We start from the raw sequence: 20630 nt of genomic DNA on the forward strand, positions 1-20630 counted from the left end.
CTCCTCGCGGGGCAAGTTACCTATTCAAATTCGATCAGCAAATCCTTAGCATCAATCTGCGCACCGGGGGTGACATGCAGGGCTTTGATCACCGCATCGCGCTCCGCATGTAGGCCGGTCTCCATTTTCATCGCCTCAATGGTCAGCAGCAAATCCCCAGCGCGCACCTGCGCTCCAGTGTGGGTTGCCACAGAGGCGACAACGCCGGGCATGGGCGCTCCGATGTGATTGGCATTGCCATTTTCGGCTTTGGGCCGGGCGGCGGTTGTGGATTTCACCTTACGATTGGGCACGCGGATCACGCGGGGCTGCCCGTTCAGTTCAAAGAACACCCGCGCATCGCCCTCGTCATTGGTTTCGCCGACAGCTTGCAGCAAGATTTCAAGGGTTTTGCCGGGGTCAATCTCAGCGGTGATTTCCTCACCAGGCTGCATCCCATAAAAGAAGGTTTGGGTGGGCAGAGTTCGCACAGGGCCGTAGGTTCGGTGACGGCCCATGTAATCAAGAAACACCTTTGGATACATCAAATAGCCGTTCAAATCCTCATCATCGACCTGTTTGCCCTCCAAAAGCGCGCTGACTTCGGCACGCAAGGCCTCAAGATCGGCGGCTGGCATGGATTTCCCCGGCCGCTCGGTCATAGGGGGCTGCCCCTTGAGAACTTTGGTAGAAATACCTGCGGGAAACCCGCCGGGGGGCTGTCCGAGATTGCCGCGCATCATATCGACCACGCTGTCAGGGAAGGCGACATCGAGTGCGGGATCTTCGACCTCGGCGCGGGTCAATCCCTGCGCGACCATCATCAGGGCCATGTCGCCGACAACTTTCGAGCTGGGCGTCACCTTTACAATATCGCCGAACATTTGGTTCACATCTGCATAGGTCTGCGCCACATCCTCCCAGCGATCTTCCAATCCCAATGAGCGGGCCTGGGCTTTCAGGTTGGTAAATTGGCCACCGGGCATTTCATGGAGATAGACCTCAGAGGCGGGCGCTTGTAACCCACTTTCAAAAGCGCTGTATTGCGCGCGGACTTGCTCCCAATAGCTGCTGATCTTGCGAATTTCAGCAATATCTAAGCCGGTGTCACGCTCAGTATGGGCCAAAGCCTCTACTATGGAGCCCAAAGCGGGCTGTGAGGTGCCGCCCGCAAAGGCATCCATTGCAGCGTCCACCGCATCGACGCCGGCCTCGGCGGCGGCCAGCACTGTGGCGCCCGAAATGCCTGAGGTGTCATGGGTATGGAAATGAATGGGCAGGCCAACTTCTTGCTTGAGCGCGCCAATCAAAGCCTTGGCCGCCGCCGGTTTCAGCAGACCGGCCATATCTTTGAGACCCAGCACATGCGCGCCCGCAGCCTCCAACTCTTTGGCCATAGAGACATAATACTTTAGATCATATTTCGCCCGGTCAGGATTAAGAATATCACCGGTGTAGCAGATTGTGCCTTCGCAGACCCGATCCGCTTCGATCACCGCATCCATGGCGACGCGCATATTTTCCACCCAATTGAGGCTGTCAAACACCCGGAAGACGTCCACACCCGTCTGCGCGGCTTGGCGCACAAAGAATTGCACCACATTATCGGGGTAGTTGGTATAGCCCACCCCATTACTGGCGCGCAAAAGCATCTGGGTCATGACATTGGGCATGGCGGCGCGTAGATCGCGCAACCGCTGCCAAGGGCATTCCTGCAAAAAGCGATAGGCGACATCAAAGGTCGCGCCGCCCCAGCATTCAACTGAAAAAAGCCCAGGCAGGCCCGCCGCGTAGGCCGGAGCAATTTTGACCATGTCATGGCTGCGCATACGGGTCGCCAAAAGCGATTGATGCCCATCGCGCATGGTGGTGTCGGTCAGCAAGAGGCGGTCTTGCGCTTTCATCCAATCGGCCAGACCCTTTGGACCCTGCGCGGTCAGAATATCCTTGGTGCCCTGCGCGCGGTCACGGGCGGCGATTGGAGCTTTCGGCGGCTTCAAATCGCTGGCCGGAAGGGCCCGACCTTGGGTCTCAGGATGTCCGTTGACCGTAATATCCGCAATATAGGTCAAGATTTTGGTGGCCCGATCGCGCCGCTTGCTGAATTTAAACAGATCAGGCGTCTTGTCGATAAAGCTGGTGGTATATTCGTAATTTAGGAAGGTGGGATGTTTGAGTAGGTTTTCCACAAAGGCGATATTGGTGCTGACCCCGCGAATCCTAAATTCGCGTAACGCCCGGTCCATACGCGCAATGGCCGCCTCAGGGGTGGGCGCCCAAGCGGTGACTTTTTCCAGCAGGCTGTCATAATAGCGGGTAATCACAGCGCCCGAATAGGCCGTGCCGCCATCCAGGCGAATCCCCATACCCGTCGCGCCGCGATAGGCGGTGATGCGACCGTAATCAGGGATGAAATTATTTGACGGATCTTCCGTGGTCACGCGGCATTGAATGGCATGGCCGTCCAGCCGCACATCGTCTTGGCTGGCCGTGCCTGTGGCTTCGGCCAGAGGTTTTCCCTCTGCTATGAGGATTTGCGCCCGGACGATGTCGATGCCGGTGACCTCTTCTGTCACGGTATGCTCCACCTGCACCCGTGGGTTCACCTCAATGAAATAAAATTCCTGGCTGTCCATATCCATCAAGAACTCAACGGTTCCGGCGCATTCATAATTTACATGGTCGCAGATTTTCTTGCCCAGAGCGCAAATCTCAGCCCGCTGTGCCTCGGTCAGATAGGGGGCCGGCGCGCGCTCAACGACTTTTTGGTTGCGGCGTTGAACCGAGCAATCGCGCTCAAAGAGATGATAGATCTCGCCGAATTTATCGCCCAAGATTTGCACTTCCACATGGCGAGCCCGTTGGATCATCCGCTCCAGATAGCCCTCACCATTGCCAAAGGCCGCCTCGGCTTCGCGCCGGCCTTCTAACACCTTCTCTTCCAACTCCTCAGCATTATATATCGGCCGCATTCCGCGTCCGCCGCCGCCCCAGCTGGCTTTGAGCATCAATGGGTAGCCAATTTTTGCCGCCTCTGCTCGGATTGCATCCATATCAGTGCCAAGAACATCAGTGGCGGGAACAACCGGCACATGGGCCTCAATCGCCACGCGGCGCGCGCTGGCCTTGTCGCCCAGCTGGCGCATAGTTTCCGCCTTAGGGCCGATAAAGGCAATGCCCGCTGCGGTGCAGGCATCTACAAAATCGGGGTTCTCGGACAGAAGACCATAGCCGGGATGGATCGCATCCGCGCCGCATGCCTTGGCCACGCGCAAAATTTCCTCAATGCTCAAATAGGCGGCCACTGGCCCTAGGCCTTCGCCGATCTTATAGGCTTCATCTGCCTTGAAACGATGCAGGCCGAGCTTGTCCTCTTCGGCATAGACGGCCACCGTGCGCTTGCCCAATTCATTTGCCGCGCGCATGATGCGAATTGCAATTTCACCGCGATTGGCAATCAGGATTTTTTTGAAGTCGGCCATGGGTATTCCTCGCTACAATGCAGTTGCAGCATTTAAAGCCAGAATTCCCATGGTTACAAATTGTTTTTTAAGTTATTCTCATCAAAATTCGCTCTTTTTACAGATTTTTACGTCTGTAAAATTCAAGTTTCGATCCGGTTAAATATGCGAATATGTCAATATTTATGGAGCAAATCCGGTAAATCACTCAAATGGGTTGCTGCAATTTGGATCATATTTGAATTTAGATCATCCACCAACATATCGTATAAATGCGCTGGACCTTTTGCGCCAATGGCCCCAAGCGCATAGTGCCAAGCCCGACCCATCATGACGAAATCTGAGCCCAATGCGAGCGCCCGCAGCATGTCCAATCCCCCCTCAATGCCGCTGTCGAAAATGAGCGGTAGATTGGTCGCCGCTTTGACGGCTGGCAGCATATCAATCGCTGCAGGGCTTCCGGCAAATTGCCGGCCTGCGTGGTTGGAGACCCAAACCGCATCCACGCCAAGCCCCTCCAAAGGCGCCGCGTCATCGGGGCACATCACGCCCTTGACAATTAAGGGCCCATCCCAAGCGTCGCGCAAGAGCTTCACATAGCTGTGATCGGGTGCGGTGCGCAGCAGATATCCGACGTGGTTGTTCGAGGGCAGGGAGGCCACGCTTTCCATGACCGCCTTGCCGTAGGTTTCAATCATTTTCATGCGTGGCTTGCCGTTGAGGGCTGTGCGCAGCGCCCATTCAGGACAGCCTGCCACCTGCGCCAAAATGCGGGGAGTGAGGCGGGGAGGCTGCACCAACCCGCCGCGTATTTGCCGTTCGCGCCGCGATTGAGCTGGCACGTCGATGGTCACGACCAAAGTGGTAAAGCCCGCATTTTTCACCCGCTGGATCATATCATTGCGAATGGCCTCATCGCGCGGCGGGTACATCTGAAACCAACCCATATCGCCCAGATAGGGGGCCACGTCTTCGGGTGTTGTGGTCGCAACGGTTGACATGCCGTAGGGGATTTTTGCGCCCGCAGCAAACCCAGCCAGCGTTTTTTCCGCGCCCGGCCACATCAAGCCTGACATGCCAACTGGCGCAATGCCGAAGGGGGCGGAATAGGATTTACCAAGAAACTCCGTCGCCAATTGCGGTTTGATTTCGCCGCGCAGCCCGCGCGGGACAAAATGAATCGCGTCCAAAGCGGAGCGATTGCGATGCAATGTGCTTTCATCACCCGTGGCGCTGTCGAGATATTCCCAAGCAAAATGCGGAATTCTCTTGCGCGCTTTGGAGCACAGGTCGGAAATGGCGGGGTATTTTGAGTTAAGATCCATATGCAAGCGCTTACATCATTTAAATTGCGAGTTTAAGCCTTATTTTCGCTTTGCTTTGCATTTTTAAGAAAACATAAGAACACAACGCGAACAATTGTTTCACTTTGGCGCAAATGTCGCTAGATTACCTGCATGAGCAGTTTTGATGAATCAGAGGCCTTTGAGGCCGCCGCCTCCCCCAGCTTGAGTCAAATGGCCATGGCTACCCGTCCCACGCCCTATATGGATGGGCTCAATCCGGCGCAGCGCGCGGCGGTGGAGCAGCTCGGCGGACCTGTGTTGATGCTGGCGGGGGCAGGGACAGGTAAGACCAAAGCGCTCACCGCCCGCATCGCGCATTTGCTCAATACCGGCACGGCGCGCCCCCATGAAATTCTCGCGGTCACCTTTACCAATAAGGCTGCGCGCGAGATGAAAGATCGGGTGAGCCATTTGATTGGTCAGGTGGAGGGCATGCCTTGGATGGGCACCTTTCACTCAATCTGTGTGAAAATCCTACGCCGTCATGCGGAATTGGCGGGGCTGAAAAGCAATTTCACCATTCTGGACAGCGACGATCAGCTGCGGTTGATGAAGCAATTGATCGCCGCGGCGCAGATTGACGACAAACGCTGGCCGGCACGGCAATTGGCGAGCATCATTGACGGCTGGAAAAACCGAGCCTGGACGCCGGGGCAAGTTCCAGCCTCTGAGGCGGGCGCTTATGATCACAAGGGCGTTGAGCTCTACGGTCAATATCAAAGACGTTTGCGCGAATTGAATGCTGCAGATTTTGGCGACTTGCTGTTGCATGTGGTGACAATTTTCCAAGAACACAGCGAAGTCTTGGCACAATACCAGAGGTTTTTTCGCTATATTTTGGTGGACGAATATCAAGACACCAATGTGGCGCAATATTTGTGGCTCAGGCTCTTGGCACAGGGGCATCAGAATATTTGCTGCGTTGGCGATGATGATCAGTCGATTTATGGCTGGCGCGGTGCGGAAGTCGGGAATATTTTGCGGTTTGAGACCGATTTTCCCGGTGCGCATGTGGTGCGTCTGGAGCAGAACTACCGCTCCACGCCGCATATTCTGGCTGCGGCCAGCGCAGTGATTGATGGCAATAAAGGCCGTTTGGGCAAGACGCTTTGGACCGAAAAGGAAGAGGGCGAAAAGCTGCGGCTAATTGGCCATTGGGATGGCGAGGAAGAGGCGCGCTGGATTGGCGAGGAGATCGAGGCGGCGCAGTGCGGCACGCGGGGACAAGCGGCCTTTGATCTCGATCGTATGGCGATTTTGGTGCGCGCCTCCCATCAAATGCGCGCTTTTGAGGATCGCTTTTTGACCATCGGTCTGCCCTATCGTGTGATTGGCGGGCCTAGGTTTTACGAGCGGATGGAAATCCGAGATGCTATGGCCTATTTTCGTCTGGCGGTCAGCACCGACGATGATTTGGCCTTTGAACGCATCGTCAACACGCCCAAGCGTGGGCTGGGCGACAAGGCGCAGCAGAAAATCCAAACTGCCGCGCGCAGCAATGGCGTGTCTTTGGTCGAAGGCGCGCGGATATTGCTGGCGGCAAAAGATTTGGGCGGCAAGGGTGCCGTGGAATTGGCGCGCCTGATCGATGGCATTGACCGCTGGCACGCGCAGATTCGTCAGCAGGCCGATACTCATGTTGAGCTGGCGGAAATCATCCTCGATGAAAGTGGCTACACCACCCATTGGCAAAATGACAAAACGCCTGAGGCGCCGGGGCGCTTGGAAAACCTCAAAGAGCTGGTCAAGGCTTTGGAAGGGTTTGAAAATCTGCAAGGGTTTTTGGAGCATGTCAGCCTGATCATGGACAATGAACAGCAATCGGATGGGGCAAAGGTCTCGATTATGACACTGCACGCGGCCAAGGGCCTCGAATTTCCGATGGTGTTTTTGCCCGGTTGGGAAGATGGTCTCTTTCCCTCGCAGCGCTCAATGGATGAAAGCGGTCTTAAGGGATTGGAGGAGGAGCGGCGACTGGCCTATGTGGGCATCACCCGCGCGGAAGAAATTTGCACGATTTCTTTTGCCGCAAATCGCCGGGTCTACGGGCAGTGGCAATCGGCTTTGCCAAGCCGGTTTATTGACGAGCTGCCAAGTGCGCATGTGGATGTGCTGACGCCGCCCGGGCTTTATGGTGGCAGTTTCGGAGCCGCCGGTATGGCCTCAAGCGCTAACCCTGCGGTGCAGGAGGCGGCAGGCAGCACGATATTTGAACGGGCCAGCAAGGCGGATGTGTATAATTCCCCCGGCTGGCGGCGCTTGCAAGAGCGCAGCAGTCAACGCGGAATGCGCCAACCGGCACAAGCCAGCCATATGACCATCGATATGACGGCAGTTTCGGCCTTTTGTGTGGGCGACCGCGTGTTTCACCAAAAATTTGGCTATGGCGAAGTGCTGACCATTGAGGGCGATAAGCTGGACATTGAATTTGACAAGGCGGGCTCAAAGAAGGTGGTAGCGCAATATATCCAAAGTGCCGATACGGTTGGCGACGCACCTTTTTAGGACTTTGAGTGGTGAATTTTTCTTGAGTGGCGCGCTCGGATGCGCCACAAAATCTGCATATTCATAGCATGAAGGCGCGCGGCAATGATTCAAAATGAAGAGCCTGTAATTGCCAACTCCCTTTGGTCGGCCACTGCCAATCCTTCTGCGCCCTGTCCAGAGCTGCAGGCCGATGTCTCGGCGGATGTGGCGATTGTGGGGGCGGGGTTTACCGGCCTCTCGGCGGCGCTGCATCTGGCACAAATGGGCCGCTCGGTCGTGGTTTTGGAGGCGCAAACGCCGGGATGGGGCGCGTCAGGACGCAATGGCGGGCAGGTCAATCCGGGATTAATCGAGGCGCCAAATGACGCCATAGCGCGCTTTGGACCCGAGATGGGCCAGCGGATGATCCGGCTTTCCGGTCAGGCCGGGCAGCTGGTGTTTGATCTAATTGCCGAGCATCACATTCAATGCGATGCACGCCCAGTGGGTTGGCTGCGCGCGGCTCATAATTCTACGGGTATGCAGTCCTTGGTGCACAAAGCGGAACAATGGGCCCAGCATGGGGCAGATCTCAAGCTATTGTCGCGCGCAGATGTGGTGCAGGCCATTGGCACAAATGCCTATATTGGCGGCCTGATCGATCCACGCGGAGGCAATTTGCATCCTCTCAACTATGCTTTGGGCCTCTGTGATGCCGCCCGAGCTGCGGGCGTACGGATCTATGGGCAATCTCGGGTTGAGAAATTGGAGCGACGCGGCGCAGAGCATCTGCTGGTGACCAAGCGGGGGCAGCTGCGCGCGGGACGGGTGCTTTTGTGCACCAATGGCTATAGCGGCCCTTTGCATAAGGGGTTGCAACAGTCCGTGGTGCCGATCCGCTCTGTGCAAGTGGCGACCGAACCGCTTTCACAAGAGCTGCGCGCCGGTATCTTGCCGGGGCTTCATGCACCCTCTGACACCCGCCGGCTCCTGTCCTATTTTCGCATGGACGCGGCGGGACGTTTTGTTATGGGCGCGCGGGGTGGCTATTCGGTTCCGGCCACGCGGGCCCGTCTCGCCCAAGCCCGCGCATGGTCCATCAAGCTCTTTCCCCAATTGGCACAGGTGCGTTGGGCGTTTGAATGGGGCGGATACATTGCCGCCACCGCCGATCAATATCCGCATTTACATGATTTCGGAAACGGCATGGCCGCGGGGCTTGGCTATAACGGGCGCGGGGTGGCGATGGCCACTGCGATGGGTAAGGTTCTGGCCGATTGGGCCTCGGGCAGGCCGCATGGGGAGCTGGATTTTCCGGTGACCCCTCTGCGGAAGATTCCTTTTCACCCGCTCTATCCCTTCGGGGTCGAGACCAAGGTTGCCTATTATCGGTTTTTGGATGGGGTAGGGCTTTAGCGGTTTGACCGCTTGCCCTCAATTTAAAGCTGTAATCGGTGCGAGGGAGAGAAGCAAAAGACCTGCCATGGTCCAATTAAACCCGCGCAGCCGGGCTGGCGTTGTCAAAAACCGCCGCATTTTCACCCCGAGCAACAGCCAGACGCTGATGCAGGGCAGGTTGATGATACCGAATATGATGGCAACCGTAATGACGTCCTTATGGGTCACAGGCTGCGGGGCATAGACCGTCACCGCGGCCAGGGCCATGGTCCAGGCTTTGGGGTTCACCCATTGAAACGCCGCGGCTTGCCAGAATGTAATGGGCTTGCCCGTGGGTTCAGGGCTGTCGAGGCTTGTGCTGGCCGTTGCCGTTTTATAGGCCAAATAAACAAGATAGATCACCGAGATCCCGCCGAGCAGCTGATGGGCCAAAGGGTAGCTTTGGAAGAGCTGTGCCACCCCCAATCCGATGGCGATAATCATAAAGGTAAATCCCAAAACAATCCCGGACGCATGGGGCAGAGCGCTCCGCGCGCCGAAATTGGCTCCAGTGGCCATAAGCATCAAGTTGTTGGGTCCGGGTGTGATCGAGGAGACAAAGCAAAAGAGCACGAGACCGGACAGCAGCGAATATGTCATGGGCCCTTGGTGTCACCGCTGCGGGCAAAGTTCAATGACCCTTCCGGTCAAATTCTAGGCAAAAAAACGACGGCATCCGGGAGGAGGATGCCGCCGCTTTTTGCAGGCTTTAGGGAGGAGAAAGCCTATTGCTCAGATCCAAGGCCTCAGGCGTTGGATCTGCAAAACTTAAGTCTGGCTTATTTGCCGAATGCGGCCTCGTGTGCGATGCCTCGGATCGCGGAGCGATGGATGCCCAGGTCGGCCAGTTCGCGACCCGTCAAGGATTGCAATTCGGAGATTGTTTTGCGGTACAGGGCACGTTTGGCCATTTGCTCACGCAAAGCGGTCCAGCGCGCTGTGAGTGCAACACTGAATGAAGGGGCGGTTACACTGAAATCTGTGTCATCGTTCTATCCTCTATATCAACCGGACTGTTGATGCGCTCTATGTGGCGCGCGGGGTGATATTTCGCAACGCATGTTTGGGAATTGCCGCTATGCAGCATTTGCATGGCTCCGTCCGGGCACCGGCCCTGGGCTTGCATCAAGCGAGTTGCGGGGGCATAGCTGCGCAGAGATTTGAGGAGAGCTTGCATGCCAATCGACCGTTCTGATATTTTGGCCGCTTTGGCCCGTCTGCAATTGCCGGATGGGGGAGACCTGGTGAGCCGTGACTTCATTCGTGCCGTTGTGGTGGAGGGTGAGGCGGTGCGCTTCGTTATTGAAGCGCCAACGCCCGAGATTGCCCATAAGCTGGCCGATATTCGCGCCGCAGCAGAGCAAATTGTGATGCAACTTGACGGTGTGTCCAGCGTGACCGCAGTGGTGACCGCGCATGAGCAAAAAGCGGCGCCGCCGAACTTGAAAGTGGGTGGTCATCCCAAACCGCAAGATGGGCCGCTCAAAGTGCCGGGTGTGAACCGAGTTGTGGCGATTGCCTCGGGCAAGGGCGGGGTGGGCAAATCGACGGTGTCTTCCAATTTGGCAGTGGCCCTGGCCAAGCAAGGCCGACGGGTCGGGTTGCTTGATGCGGATATATATGGCCCGAGCCAGCCGCGTATGATGGGCGTGAGCAAACGCCCAGCCAGTCCCGATGGGAAGGTGATCATCCCGCTACAGGCCCATGGCGTTACGATGATGTCTATTGGTTTGATGGTTGATCCGAACAAGGCTGTGGTCTGGCGCGGCCCGATGTTGATGGGCGCATTGCAGCAGATGCTCAATCAGGTGCAATGGGGGGAGTTGGATGTCTTGATCATCGATTTGCCGCCCGGCACAGGCGATGTTCAGCTGACACTTTGCCAGAAAACAGAATTGACTGGCGCAATCGTGGTCTCGACCCCGCAGGATGTCGCGCTTTTGGATGCGCGCAAGGCTTTGGATATGTTTGCCACGCTGCACACGCCCATTTTGGGCATGATTGAGAACATGAGCCAATATATTTGCCCCAATTGCGGCCATGAAGCCCATATATTCGGGCATGGGGGCGTGGAGCTGGAAGCGCAGAAGTTAGGTCTGCCGTTCTTGGGCTCTTTGCCTTTGGATTTGGGCGTGCGTCTGGCCGGCGACAGCGGCACCCCAGCTGCCGCGGGAGATGGGCCGATGGCCCAGGCATATGCGGAGCTGGCGCGCGGGTTGATTGCTTCGGACATCGCCTAACGCGCTGGCAGGGCCGTCTGTGTGCAATGGTTTTGGGACATATCGCCCTATCGCTCCAGTTTGGGAAAACATGGGACGCATTTAATATCGTCAGAGTTCGCAGACAGCTGCTTGGTGATTCAGTGGTGAAATACTGGAGATTTACGCATTTTGGATCGCAAAATGACATGATTTCCCAGAATCTTCTCAAAAAAGCAAAAAAATTGGGAAATTATGGCCCGTTGGGGGGCTCCACTACATTTTGTGTTATCCTGAAAGGGCTCACGCTTTATGTGGTGTAATTTTGCTCAAAATATAGAATTTTCCCTTGGGATTAGGGCGAATTTTTGGACAATTGCAAAAATTTCCTATTGATTACCATGAATTCCCATGTAAATAATTGTTCACGGAAGCGGTCAAAGATCAAAGCCCCAACTCAAGAAGGGCAAAGGCGAGCGCAGGTTGCATACAGGCACCCATTTCCAAACGAAGAGATCCGGCGCGTTCGCGAGCAGACATCCCCCCCAGGTGGCACGCGCAGCTGGACATCCCGTAAGGGAAACGTCGGCGGATTGAACAACAGCAGCAGTTCAATCCGCCGTTTTTAGTTTCGGGGCAGCGCCCCATTTAATGAGCGAGGCAGGCCCAAGTGGCACGCAGATTTAGAGGCGAAAGCCACCATAAGGTGGACAGCAAGGGCCGGGTGTCTATCCCCGCTCTTTTTCGCCGCGTGCTGGAGCAGGGTGATCCCAATTATACCGAAGGGCTGAACCCTGAGTTGGTGATTGTCTATGGCGATCATCGCCGCAATTATCTTGAATGTTATACGATTTCAGCAATCGAAGAGGTGGATGCCAAGATCGACGCCTTGCCGCGTGGATCTATGGAACGTCGGATGTTGCAAAGGCTGTTTCATGGGCAATCTTTCCCCACGATCGTCGATGACACGGGGCGGCTGGTGCTTCCGGCGAAGCTGCGTCGGAAGATTGATCTGGATGCTGAGGCGTTTTTTATCGCCGCCGGTGACACGTTCCAGATCTGGAAGCCTGAAACCTACGAATCAGAAGAATTGGCTAAAACTGAGGCTTGGCTGGATGATTTGCCTGAGGATTTCGATCCGATGGCCTATTTGGACCAAGCGGGGCAGGACTAGATATGCGGCCCGACTCCTCCCAATCTGCGCCGCATATCCCTGTTCTAATTTTACCATTGATTGACGCGGCCGCACCCATTGCGGGCACTTGGATTGATGGCACCTTTGGGGCCGGGGGCTATAGTAAATATTTGCTCGACGCCGGCGCCGATCAGGTGATTGGCATTGACCGCGATCCCAGTGTTTTTGCGATGGCTGCCGATTGGGCGCCGCAATTTGGGGATCGTTTGCAGCTTGTGCAAGACACGTTTTCCAATTTGGATCAAACCGCCGATGCGGTGGATGGCGTGGTGCTCGATATCGGTGTGTCCTCAATGCAGATCGATCAAGCAGAGCGGGGGTTTTCGTTTCAAAAAGATGGGCCGCTCGACATGCGCATGGGAGATACGGGCCCGACGGCAGCAGATCTTGTCAATAGCGCCAGTGCTGAGCAGATTGCCGATATTTTGTATAATTATGGCGAAGAGCGGGCCAGCCGCCGCATCGCCAAGATGATCGTTGCACGCCGCGAAGAGGCACCTTTTGAACGGACGTTAGAATTGGCCGGTGTTGTTGAGCGGTGTTTGCCCCGGGCGAAGCCTGGCCAATCCCACCCCGCGACCCGCAGTTTTCAAGCTCTGCGTATCGCGGTGAACGGAGAATATGATCAATTGGTCCAAGGTCTTGCCGCCGCCGAACGGGTCTTGCGCCCTGGCGGCATTTTGGCTGTGGTGACCTTTCATTCGGTTGAAGATCGCATCGTAAAACGGTTTTTCCAAGCCCGCACAGGCACGCAGGCCGGCAGCCGATATGCGCCATTGGTCGAGGAGGTTCCGGCGCAATTTACCATGCAAAGCCGCAAGGCAATCAAAGCTTCAAAAGAGGAACTCGGCGCCAATCCCCGCGCACGATCGGCCAAATTGCGCATTGGGCGGCGGACCGAGGCCCCGGCGTTGCCTGTCGATCCACGCAGCCTTGGCGTGCCGCAACTTCCACAGCGGAGGGCCTCATGAAAAATCTGTTTTTGAGCTGTTTGGTCATGGGCGTCATGGGGCTCGCCTTTTGGGCCTATACTGAAAACTATGAAACCAAGGGCAAATTGGATGAAATTGCCCAGTTGAACCGCGATATTTCGGAGGCCCATTCGAGGCTGCGGGCGCTGAAAGCGGAATGGGCCTATCTCAATCGCCCGGAGCGGCTCCTGCAGCTGGTGAATGCCAATTTTGACGAATTGAAATTGTTGCAACTGACGGCGGATCATTTTGCCCGTTTGGAGCAGATTCCATATCCTGGACCAGATTTGGGCCCAATCACTGAGCCGATTGAGGTGATGAACCGCGAGGCCTCTCCATGATTCGCAAACCCCTTCGGCCTTTGGCGCGCATATTTTCGGCCAGAACCGCCGGCGAAAATCCTGATTTGATTGAACATGCCAATCGGCGCGAGCGCATCGAGATGCAGCATGAACGAATTTTGCGCAAAACTCAGCGGCGTTTGTTTATGATGGGCGGAATATTCGTCATCAGTTTTGGCGTCATTGGTCTGCGGATGACGGCTTTGGCGGTGTCCGAGCCGATTGAGCCCAAGGCCCGCGCCACAGCGGCACAGATTTTGGCCAGTCGAGCGGATATCCTTGACCGCAACGGTCGGGTTTTGGCCACGAATATCGACACCCATTCGCTCTATGCGCACCCGCGTCAACTCATTGATCCAGAGGGCACCGCCCGGCAATTGGCGGAGATATTTCCCGACATCAATGTCGAAAAAATGGCGGCGCGCTTGTCTGGACCGCAAGAGTTTTTGTGGCTCAAACCCGCCATTAGCCCAGAAGAAAAGCAGGCCGTTCATGACATCGGTGAGCCGGGTTTGTTGTTCGGTCCGCGCGAAATGCGCCTCTATCCCAACGGTCAACTGGCCGGTCATATTTTGGGAGGTACGACCTTTGGCGCCCAGGGCGTGCATTCCGCTGAGGTCATCGGAATGGCTGGCGTAGAAAAAGCCTTTGACACCTTCCTGCGCGATCCACGATTTGACGGCCAACCTCTGCAGTTGTCGATTGATCTGACGGTGCAATCGGCGCTGGAGGAGGCACTTTACGGCGGCATGCGCTTGATGAATGCCAAGGGCGCGTCAGCGGTGTTGATGGATGCCTATAGCGGTGAGGTCGTGTCGCTCTCCAGCCTGCCAGATTTTGATCCAAACAACCGTCCACGGCCTTTGACGCAGGGCGACGCAAGCGACAGCGCGCTGTTCAACCGCGCGGTCCAAGGGGTCTATGAGCTGGGTTCGGCGTTCAAGGCTTTTACGGTGGCCCAAGCGATGGATCTGGGTCTGGTGGAGCCTGGCAGCATGGTCGATACCAAAGGCCCATTGCGGTGGGGCAAACATAAGATCAACGACTATCGTGACTATGGCGCGCAGATGTCTGTTGAAAAGGTATTGATCAAATCTTCAAATATCGGCACGGCCCGCCTGTCTTTAATGATCGGGGCTGAGTTGCAAAAAGACTTTTTGGATCGCCTCGGCCTGCTGCAAGCCACACCGATTGAAGTGATCGAGGGCCCAACCGGGCGGCCGCAATACCCAAGCAATTGGTCTGATATCTCAACAATGACGATCTCCTATGGGCATGGTATTTCGACCTCGCCAGTGCATCTGGCCGCGGGATATGCGGCCATTGTCAATGGTGGGACTTTGGTCAAACCGACGCTGTTAAAACAACCGGCCCCGCCGCGTGGCGCGCGCATTATCTCTGAAAAAACGTCCCGGGATTTGCGCAGTATGATGCGGCGTGTGGTGACGGAAGGGACCGCTAAGATGGGCGATGTTCCAGGGTATTCTGTGGCTGGGAAAACGGGAACCGCGGATAAGCCCAGCCCGCAGGGTGGCTATTACAAAGATAAAGTTCTGGCGACTTTCGCCAGTTTCTTTCCAAGCACCGATCCGCGTTATGTCTTGATCGTGACGCTTGATGAGCCCGAAGACCGCACCGGCCCGGAGCCACGCCGAACGGCGGGTGCCACCGCCGTGCCTGTTGCGGCAGAAATTATCCGGCGTGTTGCGCCTTTGCTGGGCATCGCTCCAGAGATTGAACCCACGCTACAAAATGGTTTAACATTGGCCAACAATTGATTTTTAGAAAGCGAGCCGGTGGATGGCGACCAAGAGCAAAACCCTTGCAAATTTAGGTCTGACCACGGCGCGGACGTCTCAGCTGGAAATACAAGGCCTCGCGGTTGACAGCCGGGACGTGCGGGATGGGTTCCTTTTTGCAGCTCTGCCGGGGAGCCGCAGCCATGGGGCTGAATTTGCCCCATATGCCCTGCGCCAAGGGGCCAGTGCTATTTTAACCGATCCGGATGGGGCGGCATGGATTTCCAAAACCTGTCCAGACCACGCAGCGCAGATCTGCGTTGTCGATGATCCGCGCCAGGCGCTTGCGGCGGCTTCAGCTTTGTTCTTTGGCGCGCAGCCGGAGGTGATGGTTGCGGTGACGGGCACCAATGGCAAAACCTCTGTGGCCAGTTTTTGCCGGCAAATTTGGAGCGAATTGGGGCTGTCGGCGATCAACTTGGGCACAACCGGGGTGCAGGGGGCGTGGAGCGCGCCCTTGAGCCATACCACCCCGGAGCCCATCACCCTGCACCGGGTGTTAGCTCAGGCCGCCGCCGCTGGCGTCACCCATGGCGCGATGGAGGCCTCCAGTCACGGATTGGAGCAAAAGCGCTTAGATGGGGTGGTTTTGGCGGTGGCTGGCTTCACCAATTTCACGCAAGATCATCTCGATTATCACGCCACATTTGAGGCCTATTTTGCCGCAAAGTCAGGTCTGTTTGACCGCGTGTTGGGGCCGCAAGGATGGGCTGTCATCAATATTGATGATGCCAAGGGAATGGTGCTTTATGACGCGTGCCGCAAGCGCGGACAAAGCTGTCTGACCGTTGGCCGCAGCATCGCTGATTTGCAGATTTTAGGGCAAACATTTGATGCCAATGGACAAGAGATTCTATGCGCATGCCAGGGCACACGGTATCAGGTCAAAGTGCCTTTGGTGGGTGGATTTCAAGGGGAAAACTTGCTGTTGGCTGCGGGCATGGTTCTGGCTGCGGGCGCGGAGGCGGAAGCGGTCTTTTCTGCGTTGAAATCCGTGAGACCGGTGCGCGGGCGCATGGAATTGGCCGCCACGCGCGCCAATGGAGCCTCCGTTTATGTGGATTATGCCCATACGCCCGATGCTGTCTCAACGGCGCTGCAAGCCTTGCGGCCGCATGTGAGGGGGCGGCTTGTTGTGGTTTTTGGCGCAGGCGGAGACCGCGATCCGGGCAAGCGGGTGTTGATGGGGCAAGCGGCGGCGGCGCATGCGGACAGGGTGATCGTCACGGATGACAATCCACGCAGTGAAGACCCCGCCGCCATTCGCGCTATGGTGTTGGCTGGCGCAGGTGAGGCTGAAGAGGTCGGTGATCGGGCGGAAGCTATTTTATATGGGGTCGATGGGTTGCAACCCGGCGATTGTTTGCTGATTGCCGGTAAGGGACATGAAACAGGTCAAATTATTGGAGAAGATATTTTACCTTTTGATGACGTCGAACAGGCGAGTATCTCTGTTGCTGCTTTGGAGGATTTTGCGTAATGGCCCTATGGACGGCTTTCGAGGCTCAAGCTGCGACAGGCGGCTATTGTGCGGCGCCCTGGGAGGCTTATGGCGTGTCGATTGACACACGCACATTGCAGCCGGGGGATCTTTTTGTTGCTTTGACTGCGGCCCGTGATGGTCATGATTTTGTGGCGCAGGCCCTCGAGAAAGGCGCGGCTGCCGCTTTGGTGGAGCGGCGCCCGGATGGGGTGGCTGAGACTGCACCGCTGCTGATTGTGCCGGATGTCCTGCAGGCGCTGATTGACTTGGGCCGGGCGGCACGGGCACGTTGCGCGGCGAAAGTTTTGGCAGTGACCGGATCGGTGGGCAAGACCTCGACCAAGGAGATGCTGCGCACGGTGCTTGAGTTTCAGGGGCGGACACATGCCTCGGTGGCCAGTTACAACAACCATTGGGGCGTGCCGCTGACCCTGGCGCGCATGCCGGCGGACACCCAATTTGCCATTTTCGAAATTGGCATGAATCATCCTGGAGAAATTGCGCCTTTGAGCGAAATGGTGCAGCCGCATGTGGTAATGATCACAACCGTGGCCCCGGCGCATATGGAAGCCTTTGAAAGCCTGGAGGGTATTGCCCGCGAGAAGGCGGATATCGTGGCTGGGTTGATGCCCGGAGGCGCGGCTATTTTGCCGGCTGATGTGCCGACAATTGACATCCTTGTACAAGCCGCTTTGGCCAAAGGGGCGACGATTGTGGGATTTGGCGAGACGGCCGATGCCTTTCGCCTGACGGCGCTGGAGATGCATCACGATGTCACGGTGATCCAGGCCCGTCTGCGCGGCGCGCCCGCAGTGCTGCGTTTGAACACATTGGGGCGGCATTTTGCCGTGAACGCCATGGGTGTTTTGGCGGCGGTTGAGGCTCTGTCTGGAGATCCGACGCGGGCCGCGGTTGATCTGTTCCGCTGGCATCCTCCGGCGGGGCGCGGGCGGCGAGAGACCGTCAGCTTGGATCCGGCCGATACCAACGCCTATTTCGAGCTGATTGATGACGCCTATAATGCCAACCCTGCTTCTATGGCGGCGGCCTTGGAAGTTTTGGCGGCCTCTGATCGGCAAGAGCAGACAAGGCAGGGGCCGCGGCGCATTGCGATTTTGGGTGATATGCTGGAGCTGGGGCAGGAAGAGGCGCAAATTCACGCGCAGCTGGCCGGCAATAACCACTTGTTAACCTTGGATGTGGTGCATTGTGTCGGACCACGCATGCGTGCCTGTTATGACGCTTTGCCAGCCGCAATCCGCGGCCGCTGGGTGCAAGAGGCGCAAGAGCTGGCCTCTGGCTTGGGAGAGTTGATCGCACCGGGAGACCGGGTTTTGGTCAAAGGCTCTTTGGGCAGCAAAGTTTCACTGATTGTTGACCTAATCCGCAATTTAGGGCATCGCTCACAACCGTAGGTGTAAGGGGAATTTAAATGGTTTATTGGCTGACATTACTGTCGGATGGCGGCGATTTCTTTAATCTCTTTCGCTATATCACCGTCCGGGCCGGCGGGGCATTTTTGACATCGCTGCTTTTTGGATTTGTGTTTGGCAAGCCTTTGATAAACCTCTTGCGCCGCCGCCAGGGGCGCGGGCAACCGATCCGATCAGACGGGCCTGAGGGGCATCAATCCAAAGCGGGCACGCCGACGATGGGCGGCGCGCTTATTTTGGGGGCCTTGGTGGTCTCAACTCTGCTGTGGGCGCGGCTTGATAATATGCATATTTGGGTGGTGCTTTTTGTCACCATTGGCTTTGGCGCGATTGGCTTTGCAGATGACTATGCCAAAGTCTCCAAACAGACCTCTGCCGGGGTCTCCGGACGGGTCCGTCTCGGATTGGGGTTTGTGATTGCTCTGATCGCCGCGCTGGTGGCCGCGCAGCTGCATCCTGAAGGCCTACGTTTGCAGGTGGCTGTGCCGGTCCTGAAAGACACATTGGTGCCGTTTGGCATATTGTTTTTTCCCTTTGCTATGATCGTGATTGTCGGAACGGCCAATGCGGTCAACCTTACGGATGGTTTGGATGGTTTGGCCGTGATGCCCGTGATGATTGCCGCGGCGGCGCTTGGGGTTTTGGCCTATGCGGTGGGCCGGGTTGATTTCACCCAATATCTTGACGTGCATTACGTGCCCGGAACGGGCGAGTTGTTGATTTTCTGTATGGCGTTGATTGGCGGAGGCTTGGGCTTTCTATGGTATAATGCGCCACCTGCCGCGATATTCATGGGGGATACGGGCAGCCTCTCGCTGGGCGGGGCGCTGGGTGCTATTGCCGTTTTGACCAAACATGAGATTGTTTGGGCGATCATCGGCGGGGTGTTTGTGGCGGAGGCCTTGAGTGTGATCATCCAGGTGTTTTGGTTCAAACGCACAGGACGGCGGGTGTTTCTCATGGCGCCAATCCATCATCATTTTGAGAAAAAAGGCTATGCGGAAAGCCAGATCGTGATCCGCTTCTGGATCATTGCCATTGTCTTGGCGATGATCGGCCTGGCGACATTGAAAGTCCGGTAAATTTACATCAGGGCCGCGCGGCCATTGGAGAGCACAGGATGATAGCAGTTCAAGGAATGCATGGGCGCCGGGTCTTTGTGCTTGGGATGGGCCGCTCTGGCCTGGTTGCCGCGCAGGCTTTGGTGGCTGGCGGGGCAGATGTATTGTGCTGGGATGACGGCGAGACGGGGCGGCAGCGGGCCGAGGAGGCTGGCCTGAGCTGCAGCGATCCGCTGCGTGGCGGGCTTGAGGGTGTGGATATGCTGATCACCTCACCGGGGATTGCGCACCTCTATCCCAAACCGCATCCAGCGATTGGCATGGCGATGCAGCTCGGCATTCCTCTCGACAATGACATCGGTCTGTTCTTTCGCTCCTTTGCGACGCAATCGTGGACGGGCTTTGATATGGCGCCCAAGGTGATTGCCGTGACGGGATCCAATGGCAAATCCACGACCAGCGCTTTAATCCATCATTTGCTAGAGGTGGCCGGGCGACGCAGCCAGTTGGCTGGAAATATCGGCCGCGGGGTGCTGGATCTGCAACCGGCAGAAGATGGCGATGTGATCGTGTTGGAATTATCCTCCTATCAGCTGGAACTGGCCCGTAGTCTGACGCCCGATATCGCAGTGTTTACAAATCTCTCCCCAGATCATTTGGATCGCCACGCAGGATACGGCGGGTATTTCGCCGCCAAACGCCGTCTGTTTGCCGAAGGCTGCCCGGATGTCGCGGTGATTGGCGTTGACGAGCCGGAGGGGCAGTATTTGGCCACGCAATTTTCCGATCACACCCATGATGATCGGGTGATCCGTGTCGTCTCGGGACAAAAACCAAAAGGCAACAACTGGCAGGTAACGGCGCGCAAAGGGTTTTTGGCAGAAAGCCGCAAGGGTCGGCAAATCGCCTCAATTGATCTGCGCGATATCCCGGGACTGCCAGGGGCGCATAATCATCAAAATGCCTCTGCCGCCTATGCGGTGCTGCGCGCTTTGAATGTGGCGCCGCGGGTGATTGAAGAGGGGCTTCGCAGTTTCGCAGGCCTGCCTCATCGTAGCCAGATGATTGGTGAGATATCCGGGGTGCGCTTTGTGAATGACAGTAAGGCCACGAATGTCGACGCTGCACTCAAAGCGCTGAGCGCATTTGACAATATCCGCTGGATCTGTGGAGGATTGCAGAAGGAGGGGGGGCTCTCTGCGCTGCAACCGGCCTTGGGGCATGTGCAAAAGGCCTATGTGATTGGCCGTGAGGCCGAGGCTTTTGCCATGCAGCTTGATGTGGACTGCGAAGTGTGCACCACGATGCAAGCGGCAGTCCGAGCCGCCTATGCGCAAAGCCAACCTGGCGACGTGGTCCTGCTCGCCCCGGCTGCGGCGAGTTTTGACCAATACGACAGTTTCGAAACCCGCGGTGAAGATTTCATCGCACAGGTCGGGGCGATTAAAGGGACGTGACCC

15 protein-coding genes are annotated in these 20630 nt (G+C 56.8%); 11 read left to right on the forward strand and 4 right to left on the reverse strand.

Annotated features, from left to right (window positions below; genetic code table 11):
- Positions 1–20 precede the first annotated feature (20 nt).
- Both RCA23_RS05230 and RCA23_RS05235 read right to left on the reverse strand, forming a co-directional pair.
- Positions 21–3461, reverse strand: a complete 3441-nt coding sequence (locus RCA23_RS05230; protein WP_044049408.1) for a pyruvate carboxylase — start codon at positions 3459–3461, stop codon at positions 21–23.
- Positions 3462–3616: 155 nt separating this feature from the next.
- Complete coding sequence (locus RCA23_RS05235; RefSeq protein ID WP_044049409.1) at positions 3617–4765, reverse strand: alpha-hydroxy acid oxidase; 1149 nt, start codon at positions 4763–4765, stop codon at positions 3617–3619.
- Positions 4766–4897: 132 nt separating this feature from the next.
- On the opposite strand from RCA23_RS05235, the gene RCA23_RS05240 reads away from it, so the two are divergent.
- Positions 4898–7291: an ATP-dependent helicase gene (locus RCA23_RS05240; RefSeq protein WP_044049410.1), complete on the forward strand. Its 2394-nt coding sequence runs from the start codon at positions 4898–4900 to the stop codon at positions 7289–7291.
- Positions 7292–7375: 84 nt separating this feature from the next.
- A complete protein-coding gene (locus RCA23_RS05245) occupies positions 7376–8668 on the forward strand; it encodes an NAD(P)/FAD-dependent oxidoreductase (RefSeq protein ID WP_044049411.1) in 1293 nt (430 codons plus the stop codon).
- Between the two features lie 18 nt (positions 8669–8686).
- On the opposite strand, the gene RCA23_RS05250 is transcribed toward RCA23_RS05245, so the two are convergent.
- The gene (locus RCA23_RS05250) at positions 8687–9289 is read right to left on the reverse strand and encodes a LysE family translocator (protein WP_044049412.1); all 603 of its coding nucleotides are present in this window, start codon (positions 9287–9289) and stop codon (positions 8687–8689) included.
- A gap of 179 nt (positions 9290–9468) precedes the next feature.
- On the reverse strand, positions 9469–9600 hold the full coding sequence (locus tag RCA23_RS16215; RefSeq protein WP_081870900.1) for a YjiS-like domain-containing protein: 132 nt from the start codon (positions 9598–9600) through the stop codon (positions 9469–9471).
- Positions 9601–9864: 264 nt separating this feature from the next.
- Here RCA23_RS16215 and RCA23_RS05260 point away from each other — a divergent pair, with 264 nt between their 5' ends.
- The 9 genes from RCA23_RS05260 to murD all read left to right on the forward strand — a co-directional run bounded on the left by RCA23_RS05260 (position 9865) and on the right by murD (position 20627).
- Complete coding sequence (locus tag RCA23_RS05260) at positions 9865–10929, forward strand: Mrp/NBP35 family ATP-binding protein (protein ID WP_044049414.1); 1065 nt, start codon at positions 9865–9867, stop codon at positions 10927–10929.
- 628 nt (positions 10930–11557) lie between these two features.
- Positions 11558–12061 (forward strand): division/cell wall cluster transcriptional repressor MraZ, encoded by a 504-nt coding sequence (gene mraZ / locus RCA23_RS05270; RefSeq protein WP_081870901.1) that lies wholly within the window; start codon positions 11558–11560, stop codon positions 12059–12061.
- A gap of 2 nt (positions 12062–12063) precedes the next feature.
- Positions 12064–13053 carry a 16S rRNA (cytosine(1402)-N(4))-methyltransferase RsmH gene (rsmH, locus tag RCA23_RS05275; protein ID WP_044049417.1) on the forward strand — a complete coding sequence of 330 codons (990 nt, stop codon included), beginning with the start codon at positions 12064–12066 and terminating at the stop codon, positions 13051–13053.
- Positions 13050–13394 (forward strand): cell division protein FtsL, encoded by a 345-nt coding sequence (gene ftsL / locus RCA23_RS05280; protein WP_044049419.1) that lies wholly within the window; start codon positions 13050–13052, stop codon positions 13392–13394. The genes rsmH and ftsL overlap by 4 nt, the downstream gene beginning before the upstream one ends.
- Positions 13391–15172, forward strand: coding sequence for a peptidoglycan D,D-transpeptidase FtsI family protein (locus tag RCA23_RS05285; RefSeq protein WP_044049421.1), 1782 nt, complete (start codon positions 13391–13393; stop codon positions 15170–15172). Before ftsL ends, RCA23_RS05285 begins: the two co-directional genes overlap by 4 nt.
- 22 nt (positions 15173–15194) lie before the next feature.
- Positions 15195–16673 carry a UDP-N-acetylmuramoyl-L-alanyl-D-glutamate--2,6-diaminopimelate ligase gene (locus RCA23_RS05290; protein ID WP_044049423.1) on the forward strand — a complete coding sequence of 493 codons (1479 nt, stop codon included), beginning with the start codon at positions 15195–15197 and terminating at the stop codon, positions 16671–16673.
- Positions 16673–18091, forward strand: coding sequence for a UDP-N-acetylmuramoyl-tripeptide--D-alanyl-D-alanine ligase (locus RCA23_RS05295; RefSeq protein WP_044049424.1), 1419 nt, complete (start codon positions 16673–16675; stop codon positions 18089–18091). Before RCA23_RS05290 ends, RCA23_RS05295 begins: the two co-directional genes overlap by 1 nt.
- Positions 18092–18108: 17 nt before the next feature.
- Positions 18109–19191 (forward strand): phospho-N-acetylmuramoyl-pentapeptide-transferase, encoded by a 1083-nt coding sequence (gene mraY, locus RCA23_RS05300; protein ID WP_044049426.1) that lies wholly within the window; start codon positions 18109–18111, stop codon positions 19189–19191.
- Between the two features lie 38 nt (positions 19192–19229).
- Entirely contained in the window at positions 19230–20627 is a 1398-nt protein-coding gene (gene murD, locus RCA23_RS05305) for a UDP-N-acetylmuramoyl-L-alanine--D-glutamate ligase (protein ID WP_044049429.1), read from the forward strand.
- Positions 20628–20630: the final 3 nt, after the last annotated feature.

The organism is Planktomarina temperata RCA23 (assembly GCF_000738435.1).
In the GTDB taxonomy this organism is placed as follows: Bacteria; Pseudomonadota; Alphaproteobacteria; order Rhodobacterales; family Rhodobacteraceae; genus Planktomarina; species Planktomarina temperata.

Coding starts and splice junctions, on each gene's coding strand:
- RCA23_RS16215 (WP_081870900.1), bottom strand. CDS start 9,600: ATGGCCAAACGTGCCCTGTACCGCAAAACAATCTCCGAATTGCAATCC.
- RCA23_RS05235 (WP_044049409.1), bottom strand. CDS start 4,765: ATGGATCTTAACTCAAAATACCCCGCCATTTCCGACCTGTGCTCCAAA.
- murD (WP_044049429.1), top strand. CDS start 19,230: ATGATAGCAGTTCAAGGAATGCATGGGCGCCGGGTCTTTGTGCTTGGG.
- RCA23_RS05245 (WP_044049411.1), top strand. CDS start 7,376: ATGATTCAAAATGAAGAGCCTGTAATTGCCAACTCCCTTTGGTCGGCC.
- rsmH (WP_044049417.1), top strand. CDS start 12,064: ATGCGGCCCGACTCCTCCCAATCTGCGCCGCATATCCCTGTTCTAATT.
- RCA23_RS05285 (WP_044049421.1), top strand. CDS start 13,391: ATGATTCGCAAACCCCTTCGGCCTTTGGCGCGCATATTTTCGGCCAGA.
- RCA23_RS05260 (WP_044049414.1), top strand. CDS start 9,865: ATGCCAATCGACCGTTCTGATATTTTGGCCGCTTTGGCCCGTCTGCAA.
- RCA23_RS05250 (WP_044049412.1), bottom strand. CDS start 9,289: ATGACATATTCGCTGCTGTCCGGTCTCGTGCTCTTTTGCTTTGTCTCC.
- RCA23_RS05290 (WP_044049423.1), top strand. CDS start 15,195: ATGGCGACCAAGAGCAAAACCCTTGCAAATTTAGGTCTGACCACGGCG.
- RCA23_RS05240 (WP_044049410.1), top strand. CDS start 4,898: ATGAGCAGTTTTGATGAATCAGAGGCCTTTGAGGCCGCCGCCTCCCCC.
- ftsL (WP_044049419.1), top strand. CDS start 13,050: ATGAAAAATCTGTTTTTGAGCTGTTTGGTCATGGGCGTCATGGGGCTC.
- RCA23_RS05230 (WP_044049408.1), bottom strand. CDS start 3,461: ATGGCCGACTTCAAAAAAATCCTGATTGCCAATCGCGGTGAAATTGCA.
- RCA23_RS05295 (WP_044049424.1), top strand. CDS start 16,673: ATGGCCCTATGGACGGCTTTCGAGGCTCAAGCTGCGACAGGCGGCTAT.
- mraY (WP_044049426.1), top strand. CDS start 18,109: ATGGTTTATTGGCTGACATTACTGTCGGATGGCGGCGATTTCTTTAAT.